This window comes from Bacillus infantis NRRL B-14911, from assembly GCF_000473245.1.
GTDB classification, from domain to species: Bacteria; Bacillota; Bacilli; order Bacillales; family Cytobacillaceae; genus Bacillus_AB; species Bacillus_AB infantis.
In genome coordinates this window covers 37,501-54,286 of the sequence record NC_022524.1, presented here as the reverse complement: position 1 = coordinate 54,286, position 16,786 = coordinate 37,501, and the positions used below count along the sequence as shown (strand labels likewise).

Sequence of the window (16,786 nt, the reverse complement as noted above, 5' to 3'; positions counted from 1 at the left end):
GGGTGAATGGGCGGCAGCAGGCAAATAAAAAAAGAAGCCCGGCGATTTCCGGGCTCCTGCTCGTTAATTTTTAAAATGGGGATAAAGTTCATCGCTCAGGCGGCCAAACTCCCCGATTGAAAGGGTCTCCCCGCGTCTGGAAGGCTCAATGCCTGCTGTCTCCAATGCAGCAAGGATGGCCTCTTTTTTCTGCTTTCCTTCATGCAGCTGGCTTGTCAGGTTGTTGAGGATGGTCTTCCTTCTTTGAGCAAAGCTTGCCTTTGTCACCTGGAAAAAGAATGCCTCATCCTTCACCAGCACTGGAGGCTGCTCCCTCCTCGTCAGCCTGATCACGGCCGAGTCGACATTCGGCTGCGGAACAAATACAGTCTTGGGAACGATCATGACCGTTTCTGCTTCTGTATAATACTGGACGGCAATTGAAAGCGATCCATAGTCCTTTGAGCCCGGCTTGGCCGAAATGCGGTCAGCCACTTCCTTCTGGAGCATGCAGACGATCCCGCGGATCGGCAGTTTTTCCTCCAGGAGCTTCATGATGATCGGAGTGGTCACATAATACGGGAGATTGGCAACCACCATCAGATCCTGGCCCGGTGCAAACCTTTCCTCGATTGTGGTTTTAACATCAGCCTTCAGGACATCCTGATGGATCACTTCAGCATTCGGATAAGGTGCGAGCGTTTCCTTCAGGATCGGAAGGAGCCTCTGGTCAATTTCAAAGGCGACCACTTTTTCGCTCCGCTTGGCCAGCTGCTCTGTGAGTGCCCCAATGCCGGGCCCGATCTCAATTGCTCCTGAACCTTCCCGGAGCTCGGCATGGTCGACGATCCGGTTCAGTATATTGGTGTCTATCAGGAAGTTCTGCCCCAGGCTCTTTTTAAAGCTGAAGCCGTATTTTTCAAGTATGGCACGTGTTCTAAGTGGTGTTGCGATATCTTTATGCATGGCGCTCCTCCTGGTCGATCGCTTCAATGGCAGATGCAAAGTCTTCTTTCGGGACCTGGAACATCATCAGTCTCTTATGAAGCTGTTTTCCGTTAGTATACCCAATCTTAAGAAGCCTTCCCAGCTTCTCCCTGCGCTCCCTCGCGCTGCTCCCGCCGATGAGGCCGGCCAGGATCAAATCTTCCTGGGTAATTTCCTCCCGGGCTGTTTCCTGCATAGTCTGGGCCTCCCGGAGTGCTTTCCTGATCGTCTCAGGGGAAGCGTGCTCGACCCCCAGGCCTCTCCCCGACTTCGGCAGTGCATCCGTCTTATCTATGAAAGCATGCTTGCAGCCAGGCACATGGCGGGTGATGCTATCACGGATCTTCTGGCCCGGGAAGTCCGGATCCGTCAGAACGATGACACCCCTCTTGCTTTGAGCATGCTTGATTCTTTCCAGAGTTGCCGCATTGATGGCTGAACCGTTCGTTTCAATCGTGTCAGCATTGACCGCCCTCTTTATAGCCGTCGTATCATCCTTGCCTTCCACTACAATGATTTCTTTAATCTTCATTGGTCCTCCAAAATTAAAATGAAAAATTTGATAAAAACTTGAAACATTTTTGTAATCTGAATCGTCTAATAGTATGAGTAACAATAAAAACAATCCGTCTGTGTTTTATTATATATTACCGAATCGCCGGGAAAAAATCATTCCGCATTGCCAGACTCCGCTAAACCAACAAAAAAACAGGAGAAATTCTTCCCCTGCATAAATCGTTTAGTCTAATATTTTGATTTTAACCGTCTTTCTTCCCCACCGGTATGCATCCGACTTGGAAGCAAAGAATACATCGATTTTATTGCCCTTAATGGCAGAGCCGGTATCGGCTGCCACTGCATAGCCATATCCTTCGACATAGACTTTCGTGCCTAGCGGGATTACCCGCGGATCAACGGCGATGACTTTTATGCCTGGGTTTGATTTAAGATTGATCCCTGTAGCGGTTATGCCCGAGCATCCGCTGCAGCTTGGAGTATATGCAGTAGAGGAAACATACATCTCCCTGCCGGACTCGCTTGAGCCCGCTCCGCGGGAAACAGCAACCCTCTGCGCCATAACCTTCGTGCCGACAGCAACAATCTTATCCTTTTTCTCTTTTACTTTCTTTTCACTGAGCAATTTTCTGGATGTTTCTTTTCCGTTTTCCAAAACAACTTCATACTGCCTTGATAAAAGGCCTTCCTGCCCGTGGGAGACAACCTGTTCCTTCCCCTTGGCAAGGCTGGCGTCCTTCTTTGTAACCACGGCATAACTGATTGGTTCTTCCACTACATCGGTGACTTTTTCAACTCGAATGACATTGACAATGGCATTTTCCTTGACTGTCTCTTCTAGCTTTGGTTCAACACGGTCCATATTGTTTAGTGTAATTCCCTGCTGCGATAAAAAGTCAGCGACCGTAGTCGAAGTTGACCACATTTGTTGTTTCTTGCCGCCCTCAATGAGCGTCAACGCAAAAGCTTTTTCCACTTCTATCTTTAAATCGTCCTTAATTCCCTCATCCGGCTTCGGATTGACTTTATCGTGCTCTGAAAGTGCAATATTCTGCTCCTTTAAAAGCCCGCCAACCGTATCAGCCGTTGTCCAAATCGTTTTCTTCCCGCTGCTGTCTGTCAGTTGAACCTGTTTTGCCGGCTCCCATACTACCTCTAAGCCGTCCTTTACCTTTGTGCTTCCCGAGGGAAACAGATAGTCTTCTGAGCGAAGGGATATTTCCAGATCATCGAATATATCTTGAACTGTATCTGCATGTGTTTTGATGACTTTGTCCTGGCCATTCATGGAAACTGCTACTGTTTTTTTCGTGGTTTCAAAAATCATGAACCCGGCAGCTGCCGAAAAAACTATTAAACTAGCAACCATGACGGTCAGTTTTTTCTTACTCAAAGACTTGGAAAACAGGTTTTTCATGTTCTCAATCGCGATGAAAAACGCCTCCTTTTCTCTTCGGAGTGATTATATAGAGTATCTTGCCGGCTGTCAACTCAAACACTTTTCTCTCATTTTGCTGCTTTCCTGGGCGGGAGGGGGAAAACGTATTTCCTATTATGCAAAAAAAACAAGAGAAAGGAAAGAGAGACTTATCGACACGGTTATCCTATGACGAAAAGGAGGCGTGTAGAACTTTTAAGAATTGGACTTAATAGGGACAAGCTCCCCCATGAATCGACAAAAACGCTTAGCGGTTGATGCCGAATAATCTTTTTGCATTTTCCGTTGTCGCTTCTGCCACTTCTTTGAATGCCAGCCCTTTCAGTTCGGCAATCTGCTCAGCCACCAGCTTAACATAGGCAGGCTCATTCCTTTTTCCCCGGTAGGGATGCGGAGCAAGATAAGGGCAGTCGGTTTCAATCAATAGCTTTTCAAGAGGAACTGCCTCTGCGACTTCCTTCGGTTTTTTCGCATTTTTGAAGGTTACCGGGCCACCGAGAGAAATATAGAAATTCATATCAAGGCATTCCTTAGCCACTTCGACACTCCCGCTGTAGCAATGCATGATGCCGCCGACCTCTCCCGCTCCCTCTTCCCTCAGGATTTCCACAACATCAGCCGTTGCGTCCCGATTATGGATGACGATCGGCAGCTTAACTTTCTTCGCCAGCCTGATCTGCCTTCTGAATACATCCTTCTGGACATCCTTCGGCGATTTATCCCAATGATAGTCAAGCCCCATCTCCCCGATTGCCACTACTTTTGGATGGGCAGCCAGCTCCTCGATCCAGGCCAGGTCCTCATCAGTCATATCAATAGCATCGACAGGATGCCAGCCGACACATGCAAAAATAAAATCATAGGCTTCTGCCAGCTCCATGGCTTTGGTGATTGTCGGGCGGTCAAAGCCGACAACCACCATATGGGAGACACCTTCTGCCTGCGCCCTCCCGATCACTTCTTCCAGATCTTCCTCAAACTGTTCGGCATTCAAATGTACATGCGTGTCGAATAACATAGAAAAACTCCTTACTAGAGAAAATATTATATTTACATCTCTATTATTTCATTTATGTTACAAAATATCTTTCCTGTCCTTAAATGAAAGAAAACATAGGGCTGTCCGACGCTTATGAAACGCAAAACATCCCTATGTCCATTCTACTGGCTTATTTTACACGCGCTCCGTTTGGCAGTGACTCGGCAATAGTCGCAAGTGACAGCGCTCCGTCCTCGCTTCCGGCCAGGATCATACCTTCTGAAAGCTCGCCCCGCAGCTTAACCGGCTTAAGGTTGGTCACACAGATAACCTTGCGGCCGACAAGCTCTTCCGGCTTATAGAATTTTGCAATCCCGGAAACTACCTGCCTCTTTTCATACCCAAGATCAAGCTGAAGCTTTAGAAGCTTATCCGCTTTCTTGACCGGCTCAGCCGAAATGACTTCAGCTACCCGCAGGTCCAGCTTCATAAAATCATCAATTGTGATTTCCTCGCTGTCCGGCTTCTCAGGCACCTTCTTCTCTTCTGCTGCAGGAGCTGGTGCGCTTCCCTGCATTTTTTCTTTAATGTATTCCACTTCTTCTTTCATATCAAGCCTTGGGAAGATCGGGTCTCCTTTGACTACCTTCGTATTCTCCGGAATCAGGCCGAACGTCTCGAGGCTTTCCCATGATGTCAGCTCTTCTGTATTCACATTCAGCTGATTGAAGATTCCATCCGGCGTGCGTGTCAGGAAAGGCTTCAGCAATACGCCGGTCCTTCTCAGAGACTCAGCCAGGTGGAACATCACATTGCCCAGCTCTTCCTTGCGTGCTTCGTCCTTCGCAAGCACCCATGGCTGTGTTTCATCGATGTACTTGTTCGTCCTGCTCACAAGCTGCCACACAGATGAAAGGGCTACAGAGAATTCCATCTTTTCCATCGCTTCTTCATACTTGGCGACTGTTTCTTTGTTCATATCAAGCAGCTGCTTGTCAAACTCGCCTTCAGATCCTTGATAGGCAGGTATCGTTCCGTCAAAATACTTCTCGATCATTGCCACCGTACGGTTAAGCAGATTGCCCAGGTCATTTGCCAGGTCGAAATTGACCCTCTCAACAAATCCTTCCGGTGTAAAAACACCATCAGCGCCGAACGGCACTTCGCGAAGGAGGTAATAGCGGAGGGAATCCAGTCCGTAGCGGTCAATCAATGTAACAGGATCAACGACATTCCCTTTGGATTTGGACATTTTCCCATCCTTCATCAAAAGCCAGCCATGGGCAAATACCTTCTTTGGCAGCGGCAGATCCAGCGCCATCAGCATGATTGGCCAGTAGATCGTATGGAAACGGACAATTTCCTTGCCGACCAGATGGACATCCGCAGGCCAATAGTTCAGATATTTGGAGTCGTCTTCTGTTCCGTAGCCAAGGGCCGTAATATAGTTGGAAAGCGCATCGATCCATACATATACCACATGCTTTGGATTGTCCGGCACTTTTACGCCCCAGTCAAAGGTTGTCCTTGAAACAGCCAGGTCCTCAAGTCCAGGCTTGATGAAATTGTTGATCATTTCATTCTTGCGTGATTCTGGCTGGATGAAATGCGGATTTTCTTCATAATACTTAAGCAGCCTGTCTGCGTATTTGCTCACCTTGAAGAAATAGGATTCTTCCTTCACTTTATTGACAGGGCGTCCGCAGTCAGGGCAGTTGCCGTCAACCAGCTGGCGTTCTGTGAAGTATGATTCACAAGGCGTACAATACCAGCCTTCATATTCTCCCAAATAAATATCGCCCTGCTCAAGCAGGCGGGCGAAAATCTTTTCAACCACCTGTTTGTGGCGATCCTGGGTCGTGCGGATGAAATCATCATAGGAGATGTCCAGCTTGCTCCACAGGTCCTTGATGCCATCGACGATCTCATCAACATACTCCTGCGGCGTTACGCCTTTTTCTTCAGCTTTCTGCTGAATTTTCTGTCCATGTTCATCCGTACCGGTCAAATACATTACATCATAGCCGCGCAGGCGCTTATAGCGGGCCATCGCATCTCCGGCCACTGTTGTGTAGGCATGGCCGATATGCAGATTTCCGCTCGGATAATAGATCGGGGTTGTAAGATAAAAGGTCTTCAATTTTCCTTCCATTGGTTTCCCTCCTGTTAATGTTCAGCAAAGTAAGAGCAAGCAAAAGAAACAAGCTCGTCCATCTATTTGACATGGCATCTCAGGCCCTGAATGCAAAAAATCCCGCCCTTTCCAGGACGAGAGCGAAAATCAGCCTAGCATGCCCGCAATCAAGCAAATTCACTATGTTTTCTATACTCGTCAGCATAGCCTCTTATACCCTCAAAATATACCTAAAAATATCAAATAGTGCAACTAAGAAAGGCGGAAGCGGCTTGCCCAGAGCCGACAAGCATAAGACGCGGCAGAATAAAAGGCGTTCTTTGCCTTTAATTCTGCCGTGGCTTATGACTCGAGGCTCTAGCCGCTGGAGCTGGACATAAGAAAGGCGGAGGCGACTTGCAATTTAAGGAACGGAGGCTAAATACGCCACGTCCTGTGGCAACGCCTGCATGACCCACATCCTGTGAGCCCAGCATAAGACGCTTTGGAATTGAAGGCGTTCTTTGCCTTCGGTTCCAAAGTGGCTTATGACTCGAGCACCTAGGAGCCGGAGCTGGACAAGAAGAAAGGCGGAGGGCGCTTGCTCAGCCCCGACAAGCTTAACACGAGCAGAGCGGAAGGTTGTTCTTTAACCTTCTGATCTGATTGGCTTAGGACTCGAGGGGCTAGCGCCCGGAGCTGGACATGAAGAAAGGCGGAGGGCGCTTGCTCAGCCCCGACAAGCTTAAGACGGGCAGAGCGGAAGGTTGTTCTTTAACCTCCTGATCTGATTGGCTTAAGACTCGAGGGGCTAGCGCCGGGAGCTGGACATGAAGAAAAGCGGAGGCGGCTTGCCCAGGTCTGAAGCTCCCCCTTCCATCCCCAAAAATCCGGAACCAAGCACGAAGTATATATTATGAAGCGTTTCGACATTATTGTAGAATTTTGTCGAATGATGTTATCATAGTATAAATTTATACTCTTAATTCAAAATAATCTTCAGAACAGCTCTATACCAAAAATGTGTCTCTCCAGCCACAAAACCCTGATATAGCAACTTTCTTCATCGCCTAAAAATTTCTAAAAAAATTTGATTTAAAAGTAATTGACGGATTTGGGAATGGCTGGTATTATGTAATCTATAAGAATTTTGTCGAATAATGACGAATCTATAGATAGAGAAAAAGAAAATAGTGGAGATATGAGAGGAGATTTTTAATATGAAATCTACAGGTATTGTTCGTAAAGTTGATGAGCTGGGACGCGTAGTTATTCCGATTGAGTTAAGACGTACACTTGGCATCGCCGAAAAGGACGCTCTTGAAATCTATGTTGATGATGAGCGCATCATTTTGAAAAAATATAAGCCAAACATGACTTGCCAGGTTACCGGCGAAGTCTCTGATGATAACATCACACTTGCAGGCGGCAAGCTGATCCTGAGCCGTGACGGTGCAGAGCAGCTGCTGAAAGAAATCCAAAGCACATTTGAAACTGCAAAATAATAAAAGTATAGTCACTTGCGCTCTGTGTAAGTGTAATACTTTTTGATACTATATGAAAAGAAAAAAGCTTCCATATACCGGAAGCTTTTTTCTATTGTTCAATATGATAGGCGCTGTAAACTTCTCTTTTATTCAGGCTCCTATCCTTCGCTGTCTGCTTGATGGCATCCTTGGAGCTCATTTCCTTCACAGATATATAGTGCTTCACATGCTCTTCAATGGAAAGCTGCTCCCACCACATATCTTCTTCCGCTGATTCTCCCTCCGGGTTCCCCTCCAGGATAATACAGAATTCTCCTCTGACTTCATCAGATTCTGCCCATTCCGCCAGCTCTGAAAGGCTGCCCCGGATGAATTCTTCATATCTCTTTGTAAGCTCCCGGCATAGAACGGCCTGGCGTTCGCCTAACTGCCCGCTCATCAGCTGCAGTGTTTCCTTCAGGCGATGCGGAGATTCATACAGGATAATGGTTGCATCCATTTTAGCGAGCTTTTCCAGCTCCTGCTTTTTTTCTTTTTTCTGTCTGTTCAGGAAACCATAGAAATAAAAAGGCTGCGAGGCAATGCCTGAAGCAATGAGAGCCGTCAGTGCAGCATTTGCCCCTGGAAGCGGAACAACAGTCAGCTGGTGTTCAAGCGCCTTTACGACCAGGTCATAGCCCGGATCCGAGATAGTCGGCATCCCGGCATCACTCACCACGGCAACCGCTGATCCCTCTTCAAGCATCTGAATGATCTTTTCACCGCTATGGCCTTTATTATGCTCGTGATAGCTGATGACAGGCGTTTCTATTTCAAAATAATTGCAAAGCTTCTTTGTATTACGTGTATCCTCAGCTGCAATATAATCAGCCTCTTTCAGCATCCGCACGGCCCGGAAGCTCATATCCTCCAGGTTTCCAATCGGCGTCGGCACCAAATAAAGCGTACCCTTCTTATAATCATTGCTAAAGCTCTTTTGCTGCCACATCCAAATCACCTGTTTCCTTCATTAGAAAGTCTTCTTTCTTTTTTCTGCTTAACTGCTTGAATTGATATTCTGCCCTCATCGCTTCAGTTTTTCCTGAAAAGACCTGATGGTAGACTAGCACAACCGGTCCCCGCCCCCTTGTATATTTAGCCGCCTTCCCTTCATTATGAAGCCTGACCCGCCTGTCGAGATCATTGGTGTAGCCGGCATAGAGGCTGCCATCTCTGCATTTTAAAACATAGAAGTAATGTGCATCATTTTCCATATAACATCTCACTGATTTCCGGTGTATATTCATGATCTTTATTATAGATATAAAGCGGCGGCAGCACCTTCAAATCCGGGCTCCCCTGCTTGACCCCTTCAACAAGGAGCATATTGGCTTCTTTGCCCTGTTTCGGATAAACAAACTGGAGACGCTTCGGCTCAAGCTTATACTGCCTCATCAGAGTGACCATATCAAGGAGCCTTCCTGGCCTGTGGACAAAAGCCGCCTTTCCTCCCTGTTTCAGCAGCTGGCTTGAGACGCGCACCACATCCTCCAGTGTGCACAGAATCTCATGCCTGGCAATGGCAAGATGTTCATTGGCATTGATCTGATCTTTGGCTGGGGTAAGGAAATAAGGCGGATTGCATGTTACAATATCATACTTCCCGTGCCCAAGCAGGGTCGGCATCTCCTTGATATCCCCATGAATCATTTTAATCCTGTCTTCAAGCCCATTGTACTCTATGCTTCTCACAGCCATATCATGGAGCCTCTCCTGGATTTCCACACCGGTGATCGACCCTTTTGTCCGGCTGCTCAAAAACAGCGGGATTACACCATTCCCGCTGCACAGATCAATCAGGTTCCCTTTCTGGATCGGCACATAAGAAAACCTCGCCAGCAGGACTGCATCCAGGGAAAAAGAAAACACAGACGGGCTCTGGATGATGCGCAGCTTTTCAGCAAGCAGATAATCCAGCCGCTCATCCCCTTTTAAATTCAGCATACAATTTCCTCCGATAAACATTGTAAAAAGAGCCTTCCCGGCAAAAGGAAGGCTTACATTATTTCTTATTAAGGAAGGAAAGGCAGAAAAGGCAATCCCCTTCTTTGCGCGGGCTCCCAAAATGCAGATTGCAAATATGGAAACCTTCCTGGTAAAGCCTTGCAAGATTGTCATAGCCTTCACCAATATCGATGACTTTATCATCCTGCTGAGGCTTGCTTTTCCCTTTCTTGTCTTTCTTCCTGTTGGACTGTTGCTCTGCCGTTGTTTCCAGCCGGCGCCTTAAATGGTCATTCTCCAGCTTCAGGGAATTATTCTCCTCAAGTATCTCTGCCAGATGCTGTTTAAGCTCGCCAAGCTGTGTATACAGTTGTCCGATTTGGGTTTCCATATTGATCACGGAGTCAAAAATTTCTTTTTTATCCACGCGTTCCACCTCATTAATCTGTGGATTGTACCGAAACAGCACCTTCTGTCAGCACTTCGTCCAGCGTATATTCAAGGACACGCTCCTGGTCTCTCACTTCCACTTGCAGAACGCGTTCTAAAATATTGAGCCCAACCACTTTGCCGCGGCCCTGTGGAGTATTGATGACCGCTCCTATATCCGGCAGCTGCTCTTTCGCAGACTCATACTCATCATTCTCGTACTTCAGGCAGCACATGAGACGTCCGCACAGTCCGGATATTTTAGTTGGGTTAAGGGAAAGGTTCTGGTCCTTTGCCATCTTGATCGACACCGGATCAAAATCCCCCAGGAAGGTAGAACAGCAAAGCATCCTACCGCATGGTCCTATGCCACCGAGCATCTTAGCTTCGTCCCGAACACCAATTTGGCGCAATTCGATCCTTGTCCGAAAGATCGCTGCCAAGTCCTTTACAAGCTCCCGGAAATCTACTCTTCCGTCGGCTGTAAAGTAAAAAATCACTTTATTTCGATCAAATGTATATTCAACATCAACAAGCTTCATATCAAGCTGATGAGTGCTGACTTTTTCACAGCACACCTCATAGGCTTCATGTGCAGCTTCCTTGTTTTCCTCAACAATCATCCGATCCTTTTGATCTGCAATTCTCAGAACTTTTTTCAATGGAAGGACAACATCGTTCTCATCCACTTGCTTCCGGGCAATTACTACTTTTCCGTACTCTACGCCCCGGACTGTTTCCACGATTACAAAGTCGTCCTTTTGAATTGAGAGATCTCCGGGATCGAAGTAATAAATCTTCCCGGCTTTCTTAAACCGTACTCCCACTACATCATACAAATGAAGATCCCTCCTGCAATTTTAACACAAGCTGTTCCATCAACAGCTGCGGATTCATATTTGCGTGCAGCTTTCTTTTTGCCTCCAAAATGGCTGTCATCTGCTCGGTCAGACGACGTCCGGACGTTTGTAATGCATATTGCTCTAAACGGTTCATCTCGTTTAGATAAACAGCCTGTCCCTTTTTCCCAAGCTGTATATATAGTAAATCCTTAAAGATAAGTATCAGCAAATCCAAACCGCGATCAAACTGCTCTTTCTCTTTAAAGTGCAAAAACCATTCTTCCTGCAGTGCAACCATCGCCTCTAAAGGATTCTTTTTCAGCACTTCATATAATTTTAACACTATTTTTTGTGCTTGTGCAAACCAATCATCACTGGAGAGAGCGATTGCTTCATCCAAATTATTGGTTAATTGGGCCAATAATGGCGCCATTTGCGGGCTTACACCGTTTTCCGCAAGCTGCATTTCCATATTTTGGGGCGTTAGCGGAATGAATGAAATGGTCTGGCAGCGGGACAAAATGGTCGGCAGCATCCTTTGTCCCTGTTCGGTCATCAGGATGGCGACAGAGTCAGAGTTCGGCTCCTCCAGAAACTTGAGAAGGCTGTTCGCCGCATTTACCGTCATTTTATCGGCATGATTGATCATATAAAGCTTGCGCTTCGACTCCACTCCTGTTTTCGAGAACTCCTCCTGAAGCGCCTGTATCTGATGCTTTTTAATTGAAAGCCCATCAGGCTCCAGCAGATGTATGTCCGGATGGTTGCCGCTGTTGATCCTCCTGCAGTTCGTGCAGTCTTCACATGGGATATAGCCGCCCTCCGGCCTTTCGCAGAACAGGCTTTTTGCCAAAAGAAGCCCGGCATCCTTCTTGCCGGTCCCCCTCATCCCTTCAAATAAATAGGCGTGGGCAAGCCGGTCCTTCTGTATGCTGTTTTTGAATAATTTCAATACGGCAGGCTGAAGCCTCTCCAGCTGCTCCCACGTTTTTGCCAAACTGATCACTCACCTACATATATATATTAATGAGCAGTCCTTTGATTTCCCCGATTTTCCCGAGAATACCGATGGACTGCTTTTCCTTCTTCATGACTTCCTCCGTCAGATCGGCCAGCTTCTGATCAATGGTCTCCACAATCTTTAAAGACCGGCCCTGTCCATACTGGTTCCAGCTGTGGGACTGGTTCAGCTCCATCCCATAATCCACTGTTTCCTTCACAAAACGTTTGACAAGTGTTTTAAACTTGGCAAGATCCTTGAAATTGCGCGATCTCCCCAGGCGTTCCCCGGCAGAGTCGATATCCTTCAAAAGCCCCTGAAGCTGGGCCATCTGCATTTTTTGGTCCTGCTTCTGGACAAGCTGCTGGAACTTTGCCCCATCGCCTGGCTGAAGCTTTTGATCCTGCTTAACCTTATCAAGGTTAAGGCGCAAATCCTGATTTATTTTCAAAGCGATCGTCTCCTGTTATCCCTTATTAAAACTGATGGAAGCTTTCAACCGGCAGAACAAATACTGTCGCTCCGCCCACTTCGACCTCAACCGGATACGGCACATAAGAATCGGCATTCCCGCCCATCGGCGATACTGGCGCCACCAGCTGGTCGCGCGCACTGCAGCTGTCCTTTATGACCTGCAGGGCCTTGTCCACCCGGATATCATCTGTACCAATCATAAAGGTCGTGTTGCCCGCTTTTAAAAAACCGCCGGTGCTCGCCATCTTTGTTGCCCTGAAATTATGCTCCACTAACGCACTCATCAGCTTATTGCTGTCCTGATCCTGAATAACGGCTAATATTAGCTTCATCTATTGTCACGTCCTTTAAAAAGTGTTTTTCCGCGTGTATCTATCTATATTATAGCAAGAATTCTGTCTATAAACAGTGTCTATTCAGGAGCAATGAAATAAATCCGTTCTCTAAAGAACAAAAAAACTTTCCTGAAAAGGAGAAAAGGCCCCATGAGGCCCTTTCGTTCAGAATCTATTTATCTGCAAACAGCGATTTCAGCCTGGCAGATGCCAGCTGGTAAACCTCTTCCACAGGAAGAGAAGCATCTATGCGGCTAATCCTATCCGGGAATTTTGCAAGCAGGATCTCATAGCCTTCCCGTACCTTCGTATGAAATTCCAGGCTCTCCAAATCCAGCCGGTTCACTTCCCGGCCTTGATTCCGGCCGATCCTCTGGAGGCCGGAAGCCGGATCAATATCAAAATATAAGGTCAGCTCAGGCATCATGCCTTCAATGGCGAAATGATTGATCGAATAGACCTCATCAATCCCAAGCCCCCGGGCATATCCCTGATAGGCAAGCGAGCTGTCAATAAAACGGTCGCACAGGACGATATAGCCTTCATCAAGAGCAGGCTGCACCTTCTCTGCCAAGTGCTGCCTTCTCGCTGCTGCATAAAGAAGCGCCTCTGTCCGAGGATCCATTGCCGTATTCTTTGTATCCAGGATAACAGCCCTGATCTGCTCAGCGATTTCAATGCCGCCCGGCTCCCTCGTCTGCATCACTTTATATCCTTCATCAGCGAGCCCGCTCGCCAGCATATTGATAATAGTCGTCTTGCCGGCTCCCTCAGGACCTTCCGCTGTTATAAATAAACCTTTATCCATCATGTTCCTCCTGCTTACATTCTGCTTGTAAAGCATATATGCTGATTTGATTTTTATCTAAATGGCTGCCGCCCTGGAACCTTGCACCGCTTGCCTGTAAAAGCCGGATGCTCTTCACATCCTCTTCTGATATCACTTCACCGGGAAAAAGGAGCGGAATACCTGGAGGATACGGAATGATCAGCTCTGCGCATATCTTTCCTGCCGCCTCCTCCATGGATACTGCTTTTCTGCTCATCCCCATCAGGTCCTGGGCATTCACGGCAAGGGTCGAAACAGATGGCTTTTGAAAATAATTCACTTTTGCAGTCTGGCCCTTCCTTTTTCCGGACATGGCCTTCTCCGTTTTAAAAATAATCTCTTTAAAAGGAAAATCCATATCCTTCTTTAAGAGCGGGAGGACAAACACGACATTATAGGGATCCGCCATTTCAGGATAAATCCCCTCATCCTCCAGCAGGCTCTGCAGCTCAAAGCCGGACAACCCTTCAGGCTGGATCACAACTTTCAGCGGGTCTCCTGCACCTTCTTCATATTCCAGCACCAGCAGGCCGCTTATGCCGGCCAGCCCGCGCCTGAATGATTCTATACGCTCAAGGAGGATTTTATCATCCTCTTCTGTAAATGTTTCTAAATAATGCCTGGCACCATCCAATGATGCCATGATCGGATAAGAAGGGCTGCTGGACTGCAGCATCTGCAAATATTCCCTTGCTCCCTCATAACCGATGAGCCGGCTATTATAATGGAGATAAGCACCCATCGTCATGGCAGGGAGCGTCTTATGGGCTGACTGCACCACGAAATCAGCCCCCAGCTCCACTGCTGACTTCAGCCGGGACATTTTAATCAGATGAGCCCCATGCGCCTCATCCACCAATACAGGTATCCCATGCTGATGGGCTTTATGGATGATTGCCTGCAAATCAAATACCATGCCATAATAGTTCGGATAAGTCAGGATGATTGCTTTGGCATCAGGGTGAAGGCTGATAGCTTTTTCCACCGTCTCTGGAGCAATGCCACCGGCCACCCCCCAGTCACCATTATACTCCGGCCCCAGGAAAACAGAAGATGCCTTGGCAAGACGTATCCCATTCAAAACGGACTTATGGCAATTCCGCTGCACAAGGACCGTCTCGCCTTCCTTCACAGTCCCAAGGATCATGGCAAGGTTTCCAACAGTCGACCCATTTATTAAAAAAGAGCTCTCTTTAGCTCCATACAGCTTGCTTGCTAAAAGTTCTGCTTCTTTGATGGCACCTGAAGCAGCATGGAGATCATCCAGACCGGACAATTCCGTCACATCCAGCTTCAGTGCCTCTGCGTAGGCCTCTTGGCTGCCTTTATATAAAAGGCCATTCTTATGTCCCGGGACATGCAGGGAAATGCTGTCCTTACCTATATGATCCAGCAGCCTGCCGTACAGGGGAATATTATTATAGTCATTCATTGTTATCACCAGATTGTTAGATTCTTCACCTATTTTATCAGACCCCATCTTAAAAAGATAATGCGTCCCCTAAATAAAAATAAGCTGTTGCCAAAAGAATTGCCTATAGACATACACCCGGAAGCGAAGCAGAACATACAATAGAAAACATGTAAATACCCTCGAGACTTTTCAAAAAATTGTATTATTTTTTGCACAATGGACAGAATAAGAGGTGGAGGTGGAGATATGGATTCTTTATTGGCAAACAATCAGATGAAGAAAACCTGTGTCATTTGCGAAGAGGATAAAACAAGGGGCATACATTTATATACTTCTTTCATCTGCACAGATTGTGAATCTGATCTGATTAACACCGACACGGACAATCCAAAATATAAATATTATCTAAAGAAACTGCGGAAAGTAAATACACCGGAAATATTCTCGTAGAAGCTGATGCTTCTTTTTTTTGTGGTTTTTTGTACGAAAGCATCCATTTTAACATTGTGTCCATGGCGGCCGCAGCAGGCAATCACATTAGAAGGCAGAGTGTGGGGTTGGACAGCAGGGTTATATTTATTAGTCTAGTTGGGGTGTTGGTGGATTGTCTTGCGAATTGATTATTCATGGTTAAAGCTGCTTTATTCAACGATATGTTAAGCAAGGACGCAGAGCAATTCGCCCGTCCGGCATACATTTAAGAAAGCAGCTGCCGGCTGTAGTTGGATTTAAGGCAAATGGTAAATTAGTTGGGATTTTGGTAAATTAATTGGCCATTTGATTAAATAAATCGCTGAGTCGGTAGATTATCGAGCCAAATGATTAAATTCAAAACCAAAGCAGCTGCTCTCCCCAATATTCTCGACGAAAACCTGCTCATTTCCCCCACGCCGTCACTAATTTCGCCCAAGAACCCTTTTCTTATTAAAACCTTCTCCATTTCACTAAAAACAGCACAAAAAAAGAACAGTCCCACAGACTGTTCTTCATTTTGCCCGGCAGCGTCCTACTCTCACAGGGGGAGAGCCCCCAACTACCATCGGCGCTGAGAAGCTTAACTTCCGTGTTCGGTATGGGAACGGGTGTGACCTTCTCGCTATCGCCACCAGACTATTTAGATGAGGTTTTTGTTCCCTCAAAACTAGATAATGCAGAAGAAGAATTACAAAGCAATCAAATGTGGTTAAGTCCTCGATCTATTAGTATCTGTCAGCTCCACGTGTCACCACGCTTCCACCTCAGACCTATCAACCTGATCATCTTTCAGGGATCTTACTAGCTTGACGCTATGGGAAATCTCATCTCGAGGGGGGCTTCATGCTTAGATGCTTTCAGCACTTATCCCTTCCGCACATAGCTACCCAGCGATGCCTTTGGCAAGACAACTGGTACACCAGCGGTGCGTCCATCCCGGTCCTCTCGTACTAAGGACAGCTCCTCTCAAATTTCCTGCGCCCACGACGGATAGGGACCGAACTGTCTCACGACGTTCTGAACCCAGCTCGCGTACCGCTTTAATGGGCGAACAGCCCAACCCTTGGGACCGACTACAGCCCCAGGATGCGATGAGCCGACATCGAGGTGCCAAACCTCCCCGTCGATGTGGACTCTTGGGGGAGATAAGCCTGTTATCCCCGGGGTAGCTTTTATCCGTTGAGCGATGGCCCTTCCATGCGGAACCACCGGATCACTAAGCCCGACTTTCGTCCCTGCTCGACTTGTAGGTCTCGCAGTCAAGCTCCCTTGTGCCTTTACACTCTGCGAATGATTTCCAACCATTCTGAGGGAACCTTTGGGCGCCTCCGTTACTTTTTAGGAGGCGACCGCCCCAGTCAAACTGCCCGCCTGACACTGTCTCCCGCCCCGATCAGGGGCGCGGGTTAGAATTTCAATACAGCCAGGGTAGTATCCCACCAATGCCTCCACCGAAGCTGGCGCTCCGGCTTCAAAGGCTCCTACCTATCCTGTACAAGCTGTACCA

At 47.3% G+C, this 16,786-nt stretch carries 17 protein-coding genes and 2 rRNA genes (1 of these 19 cut by a window edge); 2 read left to right on the top strand and 17 right to left on the bottom strand.

Features of this window, described 5'->3' with window-relative positions:
- Positions 1 to 63: 63 nt before the first annotated feature.
- From rsmA to metG, 5 genes are all read right to left on the bottom strand, one after another.
- Positions 64 to 945: a 16S rRNA (adenine(1518)-N(6)/adenine(1519)-N(6))-dimethyltransferase RsmA gene (gene rsmA / locus N288_RS00280; protein WP_009796182.1), complete on the bottom strand. Its 882-nt coding sequence runs from the start codon at positions 943 to 945 to the stop codon at positions 64 to 66.
- Positions 938 to 1,498: a ribonuclease M5 gene (rnmV, locus tag N288_RS00275; RefSeq protein ID WP_009796183.1), complete on the bottom strand. Its 561-nt coding sequence runs from the start codon at positions 1,496 to 1,498 to the stop codon at positions 938 to 940. The genes rsmA and rnmV overlap by 8 nt, the downstream gene beginning before the upstream one ends.
- Positions 1,499 to 1,705: 207 nt before the next feature.
- Positions 1,706 to 2,899: a G5 and 3D domain-containing protein gene (locus N288_RS00270; RefSeq protein WP_022543204.1), complete on the bottom strand. Its 1,194-nt coding sequence runs from the start codon at positions 2,897 to 2,899 to the stop codon at positions 1,706 to 1,708.
- 268 nt (positions 2,900 to 3,167) lie between these two features.
- Entirely contained in the window at positions 3,168 to 3,938 is a 771-nt protein-coding gene (locus tag N288_RS00260; RefSeq protein WP_009796186.1) for a TatD family hydrolase, read from the bottom strand.
- Between the two features lie 151 nt (positions 3,939 to 4,089).
- On the bottom strand, positions 4,090 to 6,051 hold the full coding sequence (metG, locus tag N288_RS00255; RefSeq protein ID WP_009796187.1) for a methionine--tRNA ligase: 1,962 nt from the start codon (positions 6,049 to 6,051) through the stop codon (positions 4,090 to 4,092).
- Between the two features lie 1,181 nt (positions 6,052 to 7,232).
- On the opposite strand from metG, the gene N288_RS00250 reads away from it, so the two are divergent.
- Positions 7,233 to 7,517: an AbrB/MazE/SpoVT family DNA-binding domain-containing protein gene (locus tag N288_RS00250; protein WP_009791698.1), complete on the top strand. Its 285-nt coding sequence runs from the start codon at positions 7,233 to 7,235 to the stop codon at positions 7,515 to 7,517.
- A gap of 91 nt (positions 7,518 to 7,608) precedes the next feature.
- On the opposite strand, the gene rsmI is transcribed toward N288_RS00250, so the two are convergent.
- The 10 genes from rsmI to N288_RS00200 all read right to left on the bottom strand — a co-directional run bounded on the left by rsmI (position 7,609) and on the right by N288_RS00200 (position 14,823).
- Positions 7,609 to 8,487, bottom strand: a complete 879-nt coding sequence (gene rsmI / locus N288_RS00245; RefSeq protein ID WP_009791697.1) for a 16S rRNA (cytidine(1402)-2'-O)-methyltransferase — start codon at positions 8,485 to 8,487, stop codon at positions 7,609 to 7,611.
- Positions 8,465 to 8,752 (bottom strand): GIY-YIG nuclease family protein, encoded by a 288-nt coding sequence (locus tag N288_RS00240; protein ID WP_009791696.1) that lies wholly within the window; start codon positions 8,750 to 8,752, stop codon positions 8,465 to 8,467. Before N288_RS00240 ends, rsmI begins: the two co-directional genes overlap by 23 nt.
- Complete coding sequence (locus N288_RS00235; RefSeq protein ID WP_009791695.1) at positions 8,742 to 9,482, bottom strand: tRNA1(Val) (adenine(37)-N6)-methyltransferase; 741 nt, start codon at positions 9,480 to 9,482, stop codon at positions 8,742 to 8,744. Before N288_RS00235 ends, N288_RS00240 begins: the two co-directional genes overlap by 11 nt.
- A 58-nt stretch (positions 9,483 to 9,540) precedes the next feature.
- Positions 9,541 to 9,909, bottom strand: a complete 369-nt coding sequence (yabA, locus tag N288_RS00230; protein ID WP_009791694.1) for a DNA replication initiation control protein YabA — start codon at positions 9,907 to 9,909, stop codon at positions 9,541 to 9,543.
- A gap of 13 nt (positions 9,910 to 9,922) precedes the next feature.
- Entirely contained in the window at positions 9,923 to 10,750 is an 828-nt protein-coding gene (locus tag N288_RS00225) for a PSP1 domain-containing protein (protein ID WP_009791693.1), read from the bottom strand.
- Positions 10,743 to 11,750, bottom strand: coding sequence for a DNA polymerase III subunit delta' (holB, locus tag N288_RS00220; RefSeq protein WP_009791692.1), 1,008 nt, complete (start codon positions 11,748 to 11,750; stop codon positions 10,743 to 10,745). Before holB ends, N288_RS00225 begins: the two co-directional genes overlap by 8 nt.
- A 13-nt stretch (positions 11,751 to 11,763) precedes the next feature.
- Positions 11,764 to 12,204 carry a YaaR family protein gene (locus N288_RS00215; protein WP_009791691.1) on the bottom strand — a complete coding sequence of 147 codons (441 nt, stop codon included), beginning with the start codon at positions 12,202 to 12,204 and terminating at the stop codon, positions 11,764 to 11,766.
- A 25-nt stretch (positions 12,205 to 12,229) separates the two neighbouring features.
- Entirely contained in the window at positions 12,230 to 12,559 is a 330-nt protein-coding gene (locus N288_RS00210) for a cyclic-di-AMP receptor (RefSeq protein ID WP_009791690.1), read from the bottom strand.
- A gap of 175 nt (positions 12,560 to 12,734) precedes the next feature.
- Positions 12,735 to 13,370: a dTMP kinase gene (tmk, locus tag N288_RS00205; RefSeq protein WP_022543202.1), complete on the bottom strand. Its 636-nt coding sequence runs from the start codon at positions 13,368 to 13,370 to the stop codon at positions 12,735 to 12,737.
- The gene (locus N288_RS00200; RefSeq protein ID WP_035401349.1) at positions 13,363 to 14,823 is read right to left on the bottom strand and encodes an aminotransferase class I/II-fold pyridoxal phosphate-dependent enzyme; all 1,461 of its coding nucleotides are present in this window, start codon (positions 14,821 to 14,823) and stop codon (positions 13,363 to 13,365) included. Before N288_RS00200 ends, tmk begins: the two co-directional genes overlap by 8 nt.
- A gap of 228 nt (positions 14,824 to 15,051) precedes the next feature.
- Here N288_RS00200 and N288_RS00195 point away from each other — a divergent pair, with 228 nt between their 5' ends.
- Positions 15,052 to 15,255, top strand: a complete 204-nt coding sequence (locus N288_RS00195; protein ID WP_022543201.1) for a sigma factor G inhibitor Gin — start codon at positions 15,052 to 15,054, stop codon at positions 15,253 to 15,255.
- 543 nt (positions 15,256 to 15,798) lie between these two features.
- Here the strand turns inward: N288_RS00195 and rrf are convergent.
- Together rrf and N288_RS00180 are read right to left on the bottom strand one after the other, a co-directional pair.
- Positions 15,799 to 15,915: ribosomal RNA gene (gene rrf / locus N288_RS00185) — 5S ribosomal RNA — on the bottom strand.
- 69 nt (positions 15,916 to 15,984) lie between these two features.
- Positions 15,985 to 16,786 (bottom strand): 23S ribosomal RNA (locus N288_RS00180) (it continues 2,143 nt past the right edge of the window).

Excerpts from the sequence above, each read along its gene's own strand:
- rsmA (WP_009796182.1), bottom strand. The coding sequence starts at position 945 with ATGCATAAAGATATCGCAACACCACTTAGAACACGTGCCATACTTGAA.
- rnmV (WP_009796183.1), bottom strand. The coding sequence starts at position 1,498 with ATGAAGATTAAAGAAATCATTGTAGTGGAAGGCAAGGATGATACGACG.
- N288_RS00270 (WP_022543204.1), bottom strand. The coding sequence starts at position 2,899 with ATGAAAAACCTGTTTTCCAAGTCTTTGAGTAAGAAAAAACTGACCGTC.
- N288_RS00260 (WP_009796186.1), bottom strand. The coding sequence starts at position 3,938 with ATGTTATTCGACACGCATGTACATTTGAATGCCGAACAGTTTGAGGAA.
- metG (WP_009796187.1), bottom strand. The coding sequence starts at position 6,051 with ATGGAAGGAAAATTGAAGACCTTTTATCTTACAACCCCGATCTATTAT.
- N288_RS00250 (WP_009791698.1), top strand. The coding sequence starts at position 7,233 with ATGAAATCTACAGGTATTGTTCGTAAAGTTGATGAGCTGGGACGCGTA.
- rsmI (WP_009791697.1), bottom strand. The coding sequence starts at position 8,487 with ATGTGGCAGCAAAAGAGCTTTAGCAATGATTATAAGAAGGGTACGCTT.
- N288_RS00240 (WP_009791696.1), bottom strand. The coding sequence starts at position 8,752 with ATGGAAAATGATGCACATTACTTCTATGTTTTAAAATGCAGAGATGGC.
- N288_RS00235 (WP_009791695.1), bottom strand. The coding sequence starts at position 9,482 with ATGCTGAATTTAAAAGGGGATGAGCGGCTGGATTATCTGCTTGCTGAA.
- N288_RS00210 (WP_009791690.1), bottom strand. The coding sequence starts at position 12,559 with ATGAAGCTAATATTAGCCGTTATTCAGGATCAGGACAGCAATAAGCTG.
- tmk (WP_022543202.1), bottom strand. The coding sequence starts at position 13,370 with ATGGATAAAGGTTTATTTATAACAGCGGAAGGTCCTGAGGGAGCCGGC.
- N288_RS00200 (WP_035401349.1), bottom strand. The coding sequence starts at position 14,823 with ATGAATGACTATAATAATATTCCCCTGTACGGCAGGCTGCTGGATCAT.
- N288_RS00195 (WP_022543201.1), top strand. The coding sequence starts at position 15,052 with ATGGATTCTTTATTGGCAAACAATCAGATGAAGAAAACCTGTGTCATT.